At 62.3% G+C, this 14936-nt stretch carries 13 protein-coding genes; 6 read left to right on the plus strand and 7 right to left on the minus strand.

Annotated features, from left to right (window positions below; genetic code table 11):
- Positions 1 to 64: 64 nt before the first annotated feature.
- The gene (locus tag IVB05_RS06185) at positions 65 to 697 is read left to right on the plus strand and encodes a nucleoside deaminase (protein WP_247783536.1); all 633 of its coding nucleotides are present in this window, start codon (positions 65 to 67) and stop codon (positions 695 to 697) included.
- A gap of 178 nt (positions 698 to 875) precedes the next feature.
- Here IVB05_RS06185 and IVB05_RS06190 read toward each other — a convergent pair whose 3' ends face one another.
- From IVB05_RS06190 to IVB05_RS06205, 4 genes are all read right to left on the minus strand, one after another.
- Positions 876 to 1451: an isoprenylcysteine carboxylmethyltransferase family protein gene (locus tag IVB05_RS06190; RefSeq protein ID WP_247783537.1), complete on the minus strand. Its 576-nt coding sequence runs from the start codon at positions 1449 to 1451 to the stop codon at positions 876 to 878.
- A gap of 746 nt (positions 1452 to 2197) precedes the next feature.
- Entirely contained in the window at positions 2198 to 3652 is a 1455-nt protein-coding gene (locus tag IVB05_RS06195; RefSeq protein ID WP_247779201.1) for an IS1182 family transposase, read from the minus strand.
- Positions 3653 to 4176: 524 nt separating this feature from the next.
- Positions 4177 to 5208 (minus strand): TIGR01620 family protein, encoded by a 1032-nt coding sequence (locus IVB05_RS06200; RefSeq protein ID WP_247783538.1) that lies wholly within the window; start codon positions 5206 to 5208, stop codon positions 4177 to 4179.
- Positions 5205 to 6668: a YcjX family protein gene (locus IVB05_RS06205; protein WP_247783539.1), complete on the minus strand. Its 1464-nt coding sequence runs from the start codon at positions 6666 to 6668 to the stop codon at positions 5205 to 5207. The genes IVB05_RS06200 and IVB05_RS06205 overlap by 4 nt, the downstream gene beginning before the upstream one ends.
- A gap of 211 nt (positions 6669 to 6879) precedes the next feature.
- Here IVB05_RS06205 and IVB05_RS06210 point away from each other — a divergent pair, with 211 nt between their 5' ends.
- Together IVB05_RS06210 and IVB05_RS06215 are read left to right on the plus strand one after the other, a co-directional pair.
- A complete protein-coding gene (locus IVB05_RS06210; protein WP_247783540.1) occupies positions 6880 to 7578 on the plus strand; it encodes a hemolysin III family protein in 699 nt (232 codons plus the stop codon).
- A gap of 23 nt (positions 7579 to 7601) precedes the next feature.
- Complete coding sequence (locus IVB05_RS06215) at positions 7602 to 8396, plus strand: SDR family oxidoreductase (protein ID WP_247783541.1); 795 nt, start codon at positions 7602 to 7604, stop codon at positions 8394 to 8396.
- A 189-nt stretch (positions 8397 to 8585) separates the two neighbouring features.
- Here the strand turns inward: IVB05_RS06215 and IVB05_RS06220 are convergent, their stop codons facing one another.
- Positions 8586 to 9002 carry a hypothetical protein gene (locus IVB05_RS06220; protein ID WP_247783542.1) on the minus strand — a complete coding sequence of 139 codons (417 nt, stop codon included), beginning with the start codon at positions 9000 to 9002 and terminating at the stop codon, positions 8586 to 8588.
- 120 nt (positions 9003 to 9122) lie between these two features.
- Here IVB05_RS06220 and IVB05_RS06225 point away from each other — a divergent pair, with 120 nt between their 5' ends.
- Positions 9123 to 9746, plus strand: coding sequence for a hypothetical protein (locus IVB05_RS06225; RefSeq protein WP_247783543.1), 624 nt, complete (start codon positions 9123 to 9125; stop codon positions 9744 to 9746).
- A gap of 122 nt (positions 9747 to 9868) precedes the next feature.
- Here the strand turns inward: IVB05_RS06225 and mdlC are convergent, their stop codons facing one another.
- Together mdlC and IVB05_RS06235 are read right to left on the minus strand one after the other, a co-directional pair.
- Positions 9869 to 11497 carry a benzoylformate decarboxylase gene (gene mdlC / locus IVB05_RS06230; protein ID WP_247783544.1) on the minus strand — a complete coding sequence of 543 codons (1629 nt, stop codon included), beginning with the start codon at positions 11495 to 11497 and terminating at the stop codon, positions 9869 to 9871.
- Between the two features lie 191 nt (positions 11498 to 11688).
- Positions 11689 to 12681, minus strand: a complete 993-nt coding sequence (locus IVB05_RS06235) for a sugar-binding protein (RefSeq protein ID WP_247783545.1) — start codon at positions 12679 to 12681, stop codon at positions 11689 to 11691.
- A 437-nt stretch (positions 12682 to 13118) separates the two neighbouring features.
- Between IVB05_RS06235 and IVB05_RS06240 the strand changes: the two genes are divergently transcribed.
- Both IVB05_RS06240 and IVB05_RS06245 read left to right on the plus strand, forming a co-directional pair.
- Entirely contained in the window at positions 13119 to 13859 is a 741-nt protein-coding gene (locus IVB05_RS06240; protein ID WP_247783546.1) for an ATP-binding cassette domain-containing protein, read from the plus strand.
- Positions 13860 to 13900: 41 nt separating this feature from the next.
- A complete protein-coding gene (locus IVB05_RS06245; protein WP_057855342.1) occupies positions 13901 to 14899 on the plus strand; it encodes an ABC transporter permease in 999 nt (332 codons plus the stop codon).
- Positions 14900 to 14936 lie beyond the last annotated feature (37 nt).

Here is a 14936-nt window from a genome sequence, read left to right on the forward strand (position 1 = left end):
GTTTGCGACGGGGGAAAATCCCGAAATCATCTTAACGGTCTGCCGTGCCGCGAAAGTCAGCACCATGATCAAGCATGATTCAGAATCATCCGATATGGCAATGATGCGCCGCTGCGTTGCTCTGGCGCAATCCGCGGGTTCAAGGAGGGAATACCCGTTTGCTGCTGTCATCGGACGACGAGGCGAATTCATTTGCGAATCGCTCAATATGGTCAGAAATGACCGAGACGTTACGCGGCACGCCGAGATGGTCGCAATTTCTTCAGCTCAGAAAAAGTTAGGGTCCACGAGCCTTCATGAGTGCACGATCTATTCAACTATCGAGCCCTGCGCGATGTGTTCTTACGCCATCCGGGAAAGCAGGATCGGCAGAGTGATGTTCGGCCTACGATCGCCGGTAATGGGCGGTAACTCACGATGGAATATTCTAACCGATGTTGGTTTGTCCTCGACATTGCCGGAGGTATTTGCTTCCCCGCCCGATGTCCTGTCGGGATGTTTGCATCACGAAGTTCAGAAGGTCTTTCAGAAGCGGAATCCGTTCATTTGGGAATTCTTGAAAGCTCGAAAGATATTTGTGGATGGCTCCGGAGATGATCGCACCCGGACTTTAGATACTAAGATGGGAGTTGGGCTCGGGTCGCGCCTTGCAACCTGGGCCAGGGTTTCGGTTATTGATCGCCTTTGGCGCGGTTAGGATTCTTCACATCCGCTGATGACACCGAATTGGTTTATTGGGTCTGTCCCTCTTGGATTGTTGTCTCCGACGCGGCTCCTGGCGCGTCCCGGAGGTCAGGCAGAAGGTAGCGGGCCGAGGTTCGCGATTGTTCTTTGCCGCATCGCGTAACGGTTAGTCGACACGTCGTGGGCAGGGTCTAGAGAAGGTGCGGGATGATCATCTTGGTTCGCTGTCGATAGACCTCGAAGCGCTCGCCAAATGTACGGCTGAGCAGTTTCTCCTCCGCGCGGGCGCGCCAGGCGAAGGTCGGGACGATCCCCGACAGCGCAATAAAGAGAGCCGGCCAACTGCCGAAGGCGAGCGCTTCGCCTATGACGAGCACTGCAAGGCCCAGATAGATGGGGTGTCGCACGAGGCGATAAGGGCCGGTTGTGATGAGGCCGGTGCTCTGATCTGCTATGGGCGCGTAGCTCCAGGCGGCACCAAGCTCGGCCCGGGATCTGACGACGAGGGCGGCGCCCGCTAGCGCAAGAAGGGACCCTGACAGCGCCAGCAGCAGTGCCGTGAAACCGGCGGGGCTGCTGGGAAAGATCAGAAGCGAAAGGAAGAACAGGCCGAGAGCGGTGAAGTTCGCCACCAGCGGTGCTCGGTCGCCACGATCCTGACGTGCTCGCGTCTTGGCATGTCCGCGACACCAGCTGACTGACAACAACATGAGTCCCGCAAAGGCGAGGAGGGCGACGATACGGAGGACGACGGCCAGTGTTGACATTTCTTAGGCGCGGGGTCGTATCAGATAGAGCGCGATGGGTAGCAGGAGTATGGGGTGCACATAGCTCACCGCAAGGGCAGCGACCGGCTGGTCCCAAGCATTCTTCGGAATGAATATCGTCCCGCCCTTCTCAAAAGGGTGTCTAGCATCGTTCAGTGTGTGAAAATTCCGCTGCCTTCCAAAACATAGAAGGCTTCGTCCATCCGCAAGTGTCAGTGGATCGGAATGCCCGCACCGACCGGCATCTACTGGGACCCCAAGGTGAGATTGTCGGAGCCTATGGCGGGGCCGACCTTGATGCAGATCTTGCCGCCGTCGCGAAAATGAAGGAGATGTTTCGCCTTCAGTGGCGCCGAACACATACCCCTTTGGTGCCGCGGTGTGAGCCTGGGTCAATGCTGAACCTCCGATCCCATGCCACTTGAATGGTATCATTCAGCATCTCATGCGTCGACGGCCTCCAATGCCTGCACTTGGCACTAAACGGACAACTCGCGGTCGCTAACGTCGGCCATTGTGGGTAAAGCGGACATCCCGCAGCCGAGCCGTCAGGTCTGCTGGTGACCCAGACTGTGTAAAAACGTTTTTCCGCCCCCAAAAACTGCACGCAACCGGGGACGATCCGCGTCGACACGACGGTCTGAGCGTATTTTTGCTGTATCGAGTCTGGAGTCAATCCGGGCGCAACCTCGGGCCACGCTGAGCGACCTGAGCGGTTACACGATGCGCATAACAGCACGAGCTCTTCACGCCCGGATTGCCACCAGGAGCGGCTTGATGCCGACGATGTTCACTACGCGCGTGAGGTTGTAGGCGAGTACGTTCAGCGCCATTTCGGTCGCGACATTGGGCAACCGCTTCATTAGAAAGTGTGTCGCACCCATCCGCATCTTCAGTGTGGCGAACGGATGCTCGACGGTTTCGCGGCGCACACGCATGGCTTGCGGGTTCTGATCGAGCCGCGTCTGCGCGGCCTCGACGACGTGTTCGTGTTCCCAGCGTTTGATGCGGCGCTCGTTGGACGTTGTGCACTGATCCTTGAACGGGCATGTGCGGCACGCCTTCGTCAAGTAAATCCGCATTTTCTGGCCATCTTCATCAGCGGTGAAGTGGTGCGCCAGCTTCTCGCCGGCCGGACAGCGATAGACGTCATCCTTGGCCAAATAGACAAAATCAGGTTTCCCAAAGCGGCCTGCCGACTTGGCTCCCGAAGTTTGCGGCTTGGGTAGCGTGACCGCGACCCCGGCCTGTTCGCATGCCAGGATTTCCTCACCTTTAAAGTAGCCCCGATCCGCAACGACGTCCAAGTTATCGCTGCGCAGCACGGCTTTCGCCGCCTGCGCCATCGTCGCCAGTTGCGATCTATCGGTGCCGACGTTGGTGACCTCGTGCGCGACAATCAGATGGTTCGTGGTGTCGACCGCACTTTGTACGTTGTAGGCGACCATGCCTGAGCCGCGCCCGCTCGTTGCCATCGAGCGGCAATCGGGATCGGTCAGCGATATCTGCTTGTCGGGCGAGGCGAGCAATGCCTTTTCAATCGCGGCCAGTCGTTTCACTTCTTCTTCGAGCTTCGCCAGCTTTTCCCTAAGCCGCGTCTTGGTCATCAGCACCGTTTCCGACGGCTCTTCTCCTGCGGCCGTCTGGCGGTCGGCGGTGTCCAGTTGGCTCATGTAGCGCGCCACGCTCTCTTCGATCTGCTTCTGGCGGCGCTGGATCTTGCCTTGCGTGAAGTTGTTGTCGCGACTGTTCACGGCCTTGAACTTGCTGCCGTCGATGGCAACGCTGGCCTTCGTCAGCAGGCCCATCTTGCGGCACAACTCGACGAATTGCGCGCAAACCTTTTTGATCGCTGCGCCATTGTCCTTGCGGAAGTCGGCGATGGTTTTGTGATCCGGCGCGAGCCGTCCGGTCAGCCACATCACCTCAAGATTGCGGCCAGCCTCGCGCTCCAGCCGCCGGCTCGATTGCACCCGGTTGAGATAGCCGTAAATGTAGAGCTTGAGCATCGGCGAAGGATGGTACGCCGGCCGGCCGGTCGCCGCAGGATCAACGCCATCGAACCCGAGGTCGCGCAGTTCCAATGCATCCACGAATACATCGACCGCGCGAATAGAATTGCTCTCGTCGACCCAATCATCGAGGCATTCCGGCAACAGCGTCGTCTGCTGGCGATCCGCCCCTTGAACGAAACCCCGCATCACTTCCCCCGCCGATTCAGCAAGAGAATCATAGCATCGACGGGGTTTTCACACAGCCTGGACCCAAACCGGGGGATCGGCGTCCAAATTTTGGACGCCGATCCCCCGGTCAGGGGTCAATTGCAGGCTGAATGATCGCCTGACGGCGGTCTTTCAGAAGACGACCGAGTATCTACGGCCGTATGCCTGCTTTGAAGCAGCACTGACGATAGGCGTCCATTCCGATAGCGTTCTTGTCGGCAGTAGTCGGACTAAAGCCGATGGTTTACAGCGGCTTGGGCCTGCCTGAAGCATTCAGCACGTGCGGCCCTTTGATCTACCATTGCTGCTTCTGCCGATAACAAGGCTTCAAAGAATGGCACGACTAAAGCGACAGCGAATGCCGTTCGGATACCGAGCATATTCGCCTCCTTGATGGACAACCAAGCGTGCAACACCGATCAAGAACTGCCGGACAACTATCTTCAATTTCGTATTTTTTTTCGTCGGTTCGATTCAGTGGCGCTCCCTAGCGAAATCGAACCTCACGCTTCGCCGTCGCGCTTGCTCAGCAAGTCCTTGGCGAGATCGCCTAGCGCCGGTCGCGGCAGCGCCGTAAACGGCAGCGGGCGTGTCACATCGATCGCGGCTAACCCGAGCCGCGCGGTGAGGAGGCCGTTGAGTACGCCCTCGCCAAGCCGCTGCGAGAGCTTTGCCGCGATGCCGTGGCCGAGCATCTGCTGCACCAGGCTGTCGCCGACCGCCATGCCGCCGGTGATGGCGAGATGGCCGATGACGTGGCGGAGCAGGCTGATCATGCCGAGCGTGCCGGGCCGGCCGCCATAGAGCCGCGCCAGTTGCCGGATCAGCCGCATCGCGGCGACGAACACGAACAGCACGTCGATCAGGGCGCGCGGGCTAACGGCTGTCACCACCGAGACGCGTTGCGCGGCTGTGGAAACCAGCCGGCGCGCCTCTTCATCCAGCGGCGCCATCAATTCGCGCTCGGCCAGCTTGATCATGTCGGCACCGTCGATGATGTCGTCGGCATGGCCGACCAGCGTGGCGCGGGCGCGGGCCAGTTGCGGGTTTTGATGGGCGAGCTTGAGCAAATCGTTGACGACGGCGCGGCTGGCGGCGCGGTCGTCGCTGCGCAGCACTTCAGTGGCGCGCTGATGCAGTTTTTCGATCGCCGCCAGCCGCGCCAGCCCGAAGGCTTCGCGCCCGATGACGACCGCCAGCGCCAGCGCGGCGGCGGCAGCGAATGCCAGCGCGACGTAGCCCAATGTCTGGCTACGCGCGAACAGGTCCTCGATCAGGTTGACGACGCCGAGCCCGAGGCCGAGCAGCACCAGCCCGCCGACGGCGGACCAGAACAGCGTGCCCCAGCGAAAGCGGCGGCGTGCCGGGACACGCGGCGCATCGATCGGCACCGGCAGGGTGGCGGGATCGGCTTCGGGCGTGATGTGCACGGTGCCGCGGGCCGGGCGTCCGGTTTCATCCGGACCCATCACGACCACGCCGGGATCGCCGAGCTTGAACGTCGCCGGCCGCCGATGCGGCGTTTTCTCGCTCATTGCAATCGGTCTCCGATCAGGAACTGGAGGGCGCGGTCGAGGCGGATGTGAGGCAGCGCGGGCTCGTCGTTGGCCGTGCGCTCCAGGAGCGGCGGCCGGAAGCGCAGGAAGCGGAAATCGGCCTGTTCGGAAGCCGTGCTGGAAAGGCCGCGAAAGCCGCCGTTGAACAGTTCCTCAGGGTCCGCGGGCAGGTCGCCCGGAAAGGTCGCCACTTCGGTCTCGCCATCGAAGGTATCGCCATTGGCGGTCTCGCCGGGCGCGGGCGTGCCGATAATGGACGGCAGCTTCTCGCGGCCGCGCGCGACCTGTGCCTCGCGCGTGGCGCGCACCGCCGATAGCGCGACCACGTCGATTGTCGCACCCGCATACTCGGCGCGGTTGGCCGCCTTGGCGACCGCGCGCCGCAGCACGGCTTCCAGCCGGTCGTGGCTCTGATGGTGCAGATGATCGGCCTTGGTGGCGGCAAACAGAATGCGATTGATCCGGGGACGAAAGAGGGTGCTCAATATCGTGCTGCGGCCGATGCGGAAGCAATCGAGAATGCCTGTCAATGCGGCTTCGAGATCGTGCAGCGCTTCCGGCCCGGCATTGAAGGCGGCGAGCGCATCGACCAGCACGATCTGCCGGTCGAGGCGGGCAAAATGATCGCGGAAGAACGGACGCACCACGACATCCTTGTAGGCCTCGTAACGCCGTCGCATCATCGCCCACAGCGAACCATCGGGCGCGCTGCCGTCGGCCGCGACATCGAGCGGCGCAAAGGTGAGCGCCGGTGTATCCGCCAGATTGCCCGGCATCAGGAAACGCCCGGGCGGCAGCAGGCTCATCGCAAAACGCTCGTCGCGGCAGGCGCGCAGATAATCCGTGAACAGCCTTGCCGCCATGCGCGTCGCCTGTTCGTCCTCACGGCCCTCGGGGTGAAGCGTCTTCAGATGTTCGTGCCACGGCGCGGCGAGCTTTTGGCGCGGTCCCTCGCGCGACAATGCCAGGCTCTCCGTCGACCATTGCTCGTAGCTTTTGTCGAGCAGCGGAAGATCCAGCAGCCATTCGCCGGGGTAATCGACGATGTCGATGGTGAGCGTGCGGTCGGCGCCATTCTGCCGCTGGTAGTCGATGACGAGGCGCAGTTCGCTGATGTCGACGGTGGAGCTTGGCCAGCGCCGCTCCTCGATCAGGGTGCGGACGTGGTTCTCATAGTCGAAGCGTGGCACCGCATCGTCCGGCTGCGGCTCGAGCCGGGCGCGGGCAATCCGGCCAGTGGCATAGGGTTCGAACACCGGAAACCTTCCGCCGCGGGTCAGGCCGTGGACGAGCGCGGTGATGAACACGGTCTTGCCGGCGCGCGACAGGCCTGTGACGCCGAGCCGCACGGTGGGATTGAAGAAGCTGTCGCCGTAGTCCAGAAGCGCCCGCGCCGACAGGCGCGCTTCCTCGACGATATCTGAAAAACTGGGGGCCATGCGGGCGTGGGAGGCTCGATGTCGGAGGGGCGTTGGTGGGCGATTACCGGAAAAGTGGCGATTGGCCGGCCAAAATCAAGCGTCTGTGATAGGCTGGCCACGGGCTTCTATGGATATCGGCTTGTGACCGGCAGCACGAAAATGCCACGGCTGTGGAGTACCGGGAAGACCATTGTCCTGATCGCCCTCTCACCAGCTGCTGTGGATCCGCATGACCATCTTCAGACTGAAACAACTCGCCTCGACATCGTTCCATGCGGCGGCCGACGCCATGCACTGGAACTACGACCGCGCCGAGCTGATCGCCGACGGCGTCGTGCATATCGTCGGCGTCTGTCTGGGGCTTGTCGCCGCCACGGCGTTGATCGTGTTGACCGCGGTCTATGCCAGTGCGTTCGAAATTGCGGTGGTGTCGGTCTACGTCGCGGGCCTGCTGGCGATGCTGACATTTTCGGCGGTCTATAATCTCTGGCCGGTATCGCGCGCCAAATGGGTGCTGCGCCGCTTCGATCATTCCGCGATCTATCTCCTGATCGCGGCCACCTATACGCCGTTCATCGTGGCGCTGAAGGAGAGCTATCTGGCGCTTACGCTGCTGGGTGGGGTGTGGTGCGTCGCGATCGCCGGTGTGGTGCTGAAGCTGGCGCGCCCGGGGCGATACGATCGCTTGGCCGTGGGACTCTATCTCGCGCTGGGCTGGAGCGGCGTCATGATTTACGATTCGGTGGTGAAGGCGGTGCCGCCGCTGGCGCTGGGCTTCGTGGTGGCGGGCGGCGTGCTCTATAGCCTCGGCGTGATCTTCCATGCCTGGCAGCGGCTACGCTTCCAGAACGCGATCTGGCACGGCTTCGTCTTGCTCGGCGCCGCCTGCCATTATACGGCTATTCTCGATATGATGATCCTGACGTAACGATATCCGAGGGGAGAGCGGCCATGCAGGTGACCGGCAAAGTCGTGGTTGTCACCGGTGGCGGCAACGGCATCGGGAAGGCGATGTGCGAGGCCTTTCATCGCGCAGGCGCAGCCAAGGTCGTTGTCGCCGATATCGATCCCGATGGCGCGCGAACCGTCGCCACGCCGATCGGTGGGGCGGCCTTCAAATGCGATGTCGGAAAGGAGAAGGACGTCCATCACGTCATCGAGGAGACCGAGCATCAATTCGGCCCGATTGCGCTGTTCTGCTCCAATGCCGGCATCGGCGGCGGTTTCGATCCACTGTCGGTGAATGCCGGCGGAAACTCCGACGAGCCGTGGCAGCGAAGCTGGGCCGTTCATGTCATGGCGCATGTCTATGCGGCGCGGCACCTGATTCCACGCATGAAGGCGCGCGGCGGCGGCTACTTCCTCAACACGATTTCGGCGGCGGGGTTGCTGTCCCAGGTCGGCAGCCCGGCCTATTCGACCACCAAGCACGCCGCGGTCGGCTTTGCCGAAAACCTCGCGATCTCGCACAAGGCCGACAACATCAAGGTGTCGATCCTCTGCCCGCAGGGCGTCGACACCAACATGCTGCGCTCGATCCCCAAGGGCCCGCAATCCGGCGACGGCGACCTTTCGCCGGAGCAGGTGGCGCAGGACGTGCTGAAGGGACTGGAAGAGGAAACCTTTGTGATCCTGCCGCACCCGCAAGTGCTGGGCTACATGCGCAAGAAGACCGAGAATTACGACCGCTGGATCTCGGGCATGGCGAAGATCCAGGCGAAGATGCGGGAGAGTTACGGGAAGTGAGAACATAGCCCGGATGCAGCCAACGGGTCGCGCGAATGCGCGCCCGATGACAGGCTCCGCGAAATCCGAGGCTGCCGGGCGGATGGACTGATCCCGGATTGCGCTGCGCTCCATCCGGGCTACGAATTTTCTAAATAGGGTTGTGAGCGAGAAGGGCGGCCCCTCTGCCGCCGTTCCCGACAATCTCTCTTACTGACAGCGGTGCATCAGGCCGTCTTCGAGGCGGACCATTGTGCCGGGCTGGCAGATGATGCCGTTGCGTGCCGCGTAGTCCTGGCTCCATGCGCCCTGGCCGTAATAGCCATAGGCGCCGCCGCCGTCGCCGCCGTAATAGGCGTAGGGGCCGCCGCCGTAGTAGGCCGCAGTCGCTCCGGCTGCGACGACACCGGCGCCCACCGCGGCGGCACCGGCCGCGGCCCGCCGCGCCTGCCGCCGGACAACGCCCGGGGTGTAGGGATCAGCCACCTGTGCCTGCGCGCGCTCGATCGACAGCGAGGCGCCCTTCTGTTCGCTCCAGTCAAACGAGAGCATGGTCGCGCATGTGAAGACGGAGACGGCGAGGGCAGCTTTTCCCAAGGCAGCTTTTTCAAGGCTTGGCTGTTTCATGACTTTCACTCCAGGGTTGCCCCATGCTGAACTCTCGTGCGAGCGTAGAGGTCCGTCAAGTAGTGCCGCGTACGGAACTTGCAGACGAATTGTCGGGCCTTTGAATCAAGAAGAGGTTTCATGAGCTGGCGTGGCTGGCCATTTGGAAAAGCTCCGGCGACGCTGCCGGATGCGCCGCATGCGCTGCTGGCGGATATCGAGAAGCGGGGCAGGCAATATCTCGACGAGGCGGACAACGGGAAATGGGTCTATCCGGCCTGCAAGCGGACCGCGCCGGATGCCGGCGCCGACAAGGACTCCGTCTGCAACCACACGCGGCTGGAAGCCTTCCGCTATCTGCTGATGGTGCCCAGGGGTGAATTCAAGCTGCTCGTCGAGCCGGATTCACAAGCGGCGATACTGGAGGCGTATCTTCGCCAGTTGCCGCACGATGAAACGGTGATCGAATTCACCGGCAACACGATGAGCGATCTGGCGATTGCCGTCATTGCCGGATTCAACTGGCTCACTTATTGCGCTGGCCTTGCCGGAGCCGACCGCAAGACATTTTCGGGGACGCTCAACCATTTCCGCAGAGTTGCGATGTCGGCGCAGAAATGGTGGGAGATGAAGGGCGCCGGGGAGCGCTACGCGCAACTGTTGCAGACGCAGCAGGAGCCGCCGCTGTTCCTGTATCTGGTCTGGGCGGACTATGGCCGGCTTGCGGACGAAATCGCCGCGGCGCGGGCCGGGCGTCGGGGCTAGCTCTTTCGCGTAGAGCGCGGTCTCTCATCGTCATTGCGAGCGAAGCGAAGCAATCCATAGTGCAGCAAGCGGAGGCATGGATTGCTTCGCTTCGCTCGCAATGACGTGGATAGAATCGCGTTTCAACTCTTCTGCGCGTAGAGCAGCGGGACGGCGGAATCCACCATCACCTCGATCAGGCTGGTGCCGTCATGTCCGAGCCCATCCCTGAGCGCGCCCGCGAGCTCGGATGATTTCGTCACCCGCACGGCGTGGCAGCCCATGCCTTCGGCGAGTTTCACGAAATCGATGCCGGGCAGTTCGAGGCCCGGCACGTTGCGCACCTGCATCACCTGGCTGAACGAGCGCATCGCGCCGTAGCCGGCATTGTTGATCACCACCACCGTCAACGGCAGCTTGCGTCGCGCCGCGGTCCACAGCGCCTGGATCGAATACATCGCCGAGCCGTCGCCGATCAGGCAGACCGTGCGCGTCGCCGGTCGTCCCAGCGCCATGCCGACGGCGGCAGGCAGGCTGTAGCCGAGACCGCCGCTCGACATGGTGTAAAAACTGTCCTGGCCGCGCATCGGCATGAACTTTTGCATCGCCGGGCGGTGCGAGGGCGCTTCCTCCACCAGCGCCGCATTGGCGGGCATGGCTTCGGACAGCGCGTGCAGCAGAAATTCGACCGGCAGCGGATCGGCGGCTGACGGCGCGGGCGGCAGCGTGCGGCCGGCCGGCATCGCGCGCTTCGTTTCGGGCAACAGTTCCAGCAGCATTGCCAGCGCCGGCTTCATGGTCGCGATGATGCTGGCGCCCGACGGCGTGACGGCGGCGGCGTCCGGATCATCGGTGATCTGGAAGATCGTGGTCGCGCCGTCGAAGATCGCGGCATGGCCCTCGACATGGAAGGTGAACACCGGCGCGCCGATCACCACCACGAGGTCATGATCGCGCAGCGCGTCCGATAGCTGGCCCGGCGAAGCGTGCAGGAAGCCTGCGAATTGCGGGTGACGTTCCGGGAACGAGCAGCGGGCCGAGAACGGGCTGACCCATACCGCGGCCTTTGTCTTTTCCGCCACCTGCACCATCAGGTCGACAGCCCCGGCGCGGTCGACGCCGGGCCCGACGACGAGGGCAGGGCGCTTGCTCGCCGACAGCGCGGCAACCAGCGCCTTCATCGCCTCCAGATCGGGGCCGAGTTCGCGGCTGACGCGGCGGGCCTCGATCGGCTGCGTAGGGCGCGTCCAGTCGTCGATCGGGATCGAGACGAAGGTCGGCCCGCAGGGTGGCTGCATCGCGACGTAATAGGCGCGCGCGATCGCCGCCGGCACGTCCTCGGCGCGCGCCGGCTCGACGCTGTATTTGACATAGGGCCGCGGAAATTCCGAGGCGCGCTCGGCATAGAGAAAGGCCTGCAACGGCAGGATCGAGCGCGCCTGCTGGCCGGCGGTGATCACCAGCGGCGTCTGGTTGCGGTGGGCGGTATAGATATTGCCGAGCGCATTGCCGACGCCGGCGCCGGAATGCAAATTGACGAAGCCGGCATTGCGGGTCGCCTGCGCGTAACCGTCGGCCATGCCGACGACGCTAGCCTCCTGCAGGCCGAGCACGTAATCGATGTCGTCGGGCCAGTCGCTGAGGAACGGCAGCTCGGTCGAGCCGGGATTGCCGAACACGCGCTTGATGCCGAACGCGCGGAGCAGGCCGAAGGTGGCATCCTTGACGGTGAGCGAGGCGGTCGCAGGCTTGGCTGGTTTGCGGGACGACATGAGGTGGCTCCCATCAGGATTTTCTTGCGTTCCGCGCCGGCGCTTGAACGAAGGCGGAAGCGATCCACCTCTCGATGGATTGCTTTATGAAGTCAAGCTGGCCCGCGAAAACAAATAGGGAGGCGCCACGCGCCTCCCTATTTCCTTCCTGCGAACCCGCGACCGTGCTCGATCCCTGCCGGGATGCGCGGCTATTTCTGAATGCAGGTATCGGCGGTCTCCCTGGTGCATTCGTCGAGGCCGGTAAATACCGGGTCATCCACCTTCTTGCCCTCAATCAGATCGATCATGACCGACGGCGCCTTGTAACCCATCTCGAACGGCCGCTGACCGACCAACGCTTCGACGCGACCTTCCTTGGCGAGCGCGACTTCCTCGCCGATGGTGTCGGCGGCGACGATCACCAGCTGCTTGCTGGCGATCTGGGCCTTGTACTGGTCGGTGAGCTGACGATAGGGCTGCGGTGCGCCGAACAGCGGCCAGCCGCCCTCGATCACGAACGCATCGAGTTTCGGATTGGCGGTGAGGATGTCCGACATCGCCTGCACGCCTTTCGGCCCGTCATCATTGGTGAAGACCGGGCAGCCCGATATCTCGGTCCAGCCGCCTTCGCCCTTCAATCGGTCCACATCCTTCTTGCCGGACAAGGCATCCCGCGTTCCGGAGGCGCGACGCAGAATGTTGTCGGCAGCGACGTTACCCAGGATCAGGCAGAGCGTGCCGCCGTTCGGCTTTGCCTTTTTGAGATATTCGCCGAGCCGGAAGCCCATCAGGTAATTGTCGGTGCCGAGATAGGTTTTGCGCAACCCGGCGTCTTCCTTCTTGAGGTCGGCGTCGAGCGTCATGACCGGTATTTTGGGCTTGGCGGCCTTGATCGCGTTGGCGATCAATGGCGCGTTCGACGGAGAGATCGCCATCGCGGCCGTGTCGGGCTTGCCGAACATGTCCTGGACGATCTGGGCCTCGCCCGCCTCGTCCGAGGTTGAGGCAGGCCCCGTGTAGAAGCAACGATAGGGGGAACTGGCGTTTTCCTTATTCCACTTCTGGCAGCCCTGATTAATGGCCTCAAAGAACGGATTGTCGAGGCCTTTGACGACGATGACGAGCTGCTTCTTCTGAGCCATCGCCGATCCGGCCGACAGGCTGAGCGCCGCAGCGACCAATACCAATAGTGCCTTGTTCATTTGTCCCTCCCACGTATGGCAGCGGACGTTTATTCGCCCGTTTTGCCGAAGTTCGTCTGGTTCAAAACTTCACGAGGGCAAGGAAACGGCTTGATGTGAGGGGGTGGCTATCAGGTCCCTAGCATCCGCACTATTTCGAGCTTGTCCTCGAATGTGATCCGCAGTGACGACAGGGTCCAGTCATGATAGCCACAATCAGCGATTGATAAGAATAATTCGGACGCCTGATGAGTCAACGGATATGTGTGCAGAAATATGACGAGGCTCTGTTTGGTGCGTTGCACCACATCATGCAAAAGATCCTTTCGCGAGGGTGCGGCGTTGATTCCCGCCGGGATCATTGACTGACCACAGGCCCTGTAATTCAATGCCTGTTCAGGTTTCTCCAGAACATAGACACGCAACGCGGCAACGGTTCTGCGCCAGGTAAATCCGGTATGGCCCTTCTCGAACTGAAAAATGTTTCGAAGCATTTTGGCGCCATCCATGCCCTCAACGACGTTTCGCTGTCGCTCGAGCCCGGCCGGATCGTGGGACTGATGGGCGACAACGGGGCCGGTAAATCGACACTCGTCAAGATCATCGCCGGAAATTTTCGCCCCACGCATGGAACGATGCAGATGGAAGGCCAGGATTTGTCCATGCACCGGCCGATCGAAGCCCGCCGGCATGGCATCGAGATCGTGCATCAGGATCTGGCGCTCTGCGACAATCTCAGCGCAGCCGCCAATGTCTTCCTCGGCCGCGAAATCCGCAAAGGCGGCGGCCCGTTCAAAATTCTCGACTATGCCGCGATGTATCGCCGGGCCGGACAGATCTTCGCCGAGCTGCGATCCGAGACACGGCCGCGCGATCTGGTCAGGCAGATGTCCGGCGGACAGCGACAAGCGGTAGCCATTGCCCGAACCCGGATTGCCGACGCCAAGGTCGTTTTGATGGACGAACCGACCGCGGCCATTTCGGTGCGGCAGGTCGCCGAGGTCCTTAATCTGATGCGACGGCTGCGCGATCGCGGCATCGCGATCGTGTTCATCAGCCATCGCATGCCGGATGTATTCAGCATTGCCGATCGCGTCGTAGTATTGCGCCGCGGCCGCAAGGTCGCCGACAAGGACGTCGCCGCCAGTTCGCCAGAGGAAGTGACGGGACTGATCACCGGAGCCATCGAATACGCGTAGCGAAGCCTCTCGACGCTCGCTGGACATCGAAAGTTTCAGGGATGGAAATTCAGTTCGACGACAACATCAAGCGCGCCAGGTTCCCGCTGCTCACCTGGGTGACCTCGCGACAGGCCTTCTGGGTCTCGGTCGCGGTCATCCTGGCCTGTATTTTTCTGTCGTTCGCGACCAACTCGTTTGCGACCTCGAACAACATCTTCAACGTAACCCGCAACTTCACCTTCGTTGCGATCATCGCGCTCGGGATGACGATCGTGATCATCACCGGCGGCATCGATCTTTCGGTCGGTTCGGTGCTGTGCCTGTGCAGCATGATACTCGCGGTCGTGATGCATGCCGGTTACAGCATCGAGGTCGGCATCGCCGCCTCGCTTGCCACCGCGCTGGTGATCGGTGCGATCAACGGTGTGCTGATCGCCTATCTGGGTATTCCGCCGTTTGTGGTCACGCTGGGCATGCTGTCGATCGCGCGCAGTCTGGCGATGGTCGCCTCCAACAACACCGTGGTGTTCCAGTTCGGTCCGGATCACGACAAGCTGCTGTTCCTCGGCGGCGGCGCCTGGCTGTTCGGGATCGCCAACCCCGTGCTCTTCATGCTCGCGCTGGCGCTGCTGACCGGTTTTGTGCTGCACTACACTCGATTTGGCCGCTACGTATTCGCGATCGGCGGCAACGAGCACGCCGCCATCGTGACCGGCGTGCCGGTGCGGCGCACCAAGCTCGCCGTCTACATGATATCCGCGCTCTCGGCCGGCATTGCCGGCATAATCCAAACCGGTTGGCTCGGGGCCGTCACCACCAATCTCGGATCGGGCATGGAACTGCAGGTGATCGCGGCGGCGGTGATCGGCGGTGCCAATCTCGCCGGCGGAATTGGCACTGCCTTCGGCGCCCTGATCGGTTCGGCGCTGATCGAGGTGATCCGCAACAGTCTCGGGCTGTTGGGGGTCAGCGCATTCTGGCAGGGCACCTTTATCGGCTCGTTCATCATCATTGCGGTGACCTTCGACCGGCTGCGGAATTACCGGTCGTCGGAATGAACGCCGCTGGCGTGGCCGCAGCTCTCCACCATTCGAT

It is taken from the genome of Bradyrhizobium sp. 170, assembly GCF_023101085.1.
Taxonomy (GTDB): Bacteria; Pseudomonadota; Alphaproteobacteria; order Rhizobiales; family Xanthobacteraceae; genus Bradyrhizobium.

What these genes read in the sequence shown, in the direction of transcription:
- IVB05_RS06220 (WP_247783542.1), bottom strand. Translation starts at nt 9,002, where the DNA reads ATGAAACAGCCAAGCCTTGAAAAAGCTGCCTTGGGAAAAGCTGCCCTC.
- IVB05_RS06210 (WP_247783540.1), top strand. Translation starts at nt 6,880, where the DNA reads ATGACCATCTTCAGACTGAAACAACTCGCCTCGACATCGTTCCATGCG.
- IVB05_RS06215 (WP_247783541.1), top strand. Translation starts at nt 7,602, where the DNA reads ATGCAGGTGACCGGCAAAGTCGTGGTTGTCACCGGTGGCGGCAACGGC.
- IVB05_RS06240 (WP_247783546.1), top strand. Translation starts at nt 13,119, where the DNA reads ATGGCCCTTCTCGAACTGAAAAATGTTTCGAAGCATTTTGGCGCCATC.
- IVB05_RS06185 (WP_247783536.1), top strand. Translation starts at nt 65, where the DNA reads ATGATCAAGCATGATTCAGAATCATCCGATATGGCAATGATGCGCCGC.
- IVB05_RS06200 (WP_247783538.1), bottom strand. Translation starts at nt 5,208, where the DNA reads ATGAGCGAGAAAACGCCGCATCGGCGGCCGGCGACGTTCAAGCTCGGC.
- IVB05_RS06225 (WP_247783543.1), top strand. Translation starts at nt 9,123, where the DNA reads ATGAGCTGGCGTGGCTGGCCATTTGGAAAAGCTCCGGCGACGCTGCCG.
- mdlC (WP_247783544.1), bottom strand. Translation starts at nt 11,497, where the DNA reads ATGTCGTCCCGCAAACCAGCCAAGCCTGCGACCGCCTCGCTCACCGTC.
- IVB05_RS06235 (WP_247783545.1), bottom strand. Translation starts at nt 12,681, where the DNA reads ATGAACAAGGCACTATTGGTATTGGTCGCTGCGGCGCTCAGCCTGTCG.
- IVB05_RS06245 (WP_057855342.1), top strand. Translation starts at nt 13,901, where the DNA reads ATGGAAATTCAGTTCGACGACAACATCAAGCGCGCCAGGTTCCCGCTG.
- IVB05_RS06190 (WP_247783537.1), bottom strand. Translation starts at nt 1,451, where the DNA reads ATGTCAACACTGGCCGTCGTCCTCCGTATCGTCGCCCTCCTCGCCTTT.
- IVB05_RS06205 (WP_247783539.1), bottom strand. Translation starts at nt 6,668, where the DNA reads ATGGCCCCCAGTTTTTCAGATATCGTCGAGGAAGCGCGCCTGTCGGCG.
- IVB05_RS06195 (WP_247779201.1), bottom strand. Translation starts at nt 3,652, where the DNA reads ATGCGGGGTTTCGTTCAAGGGGCGGATCGCCAGCAGACGACGCTGTTG.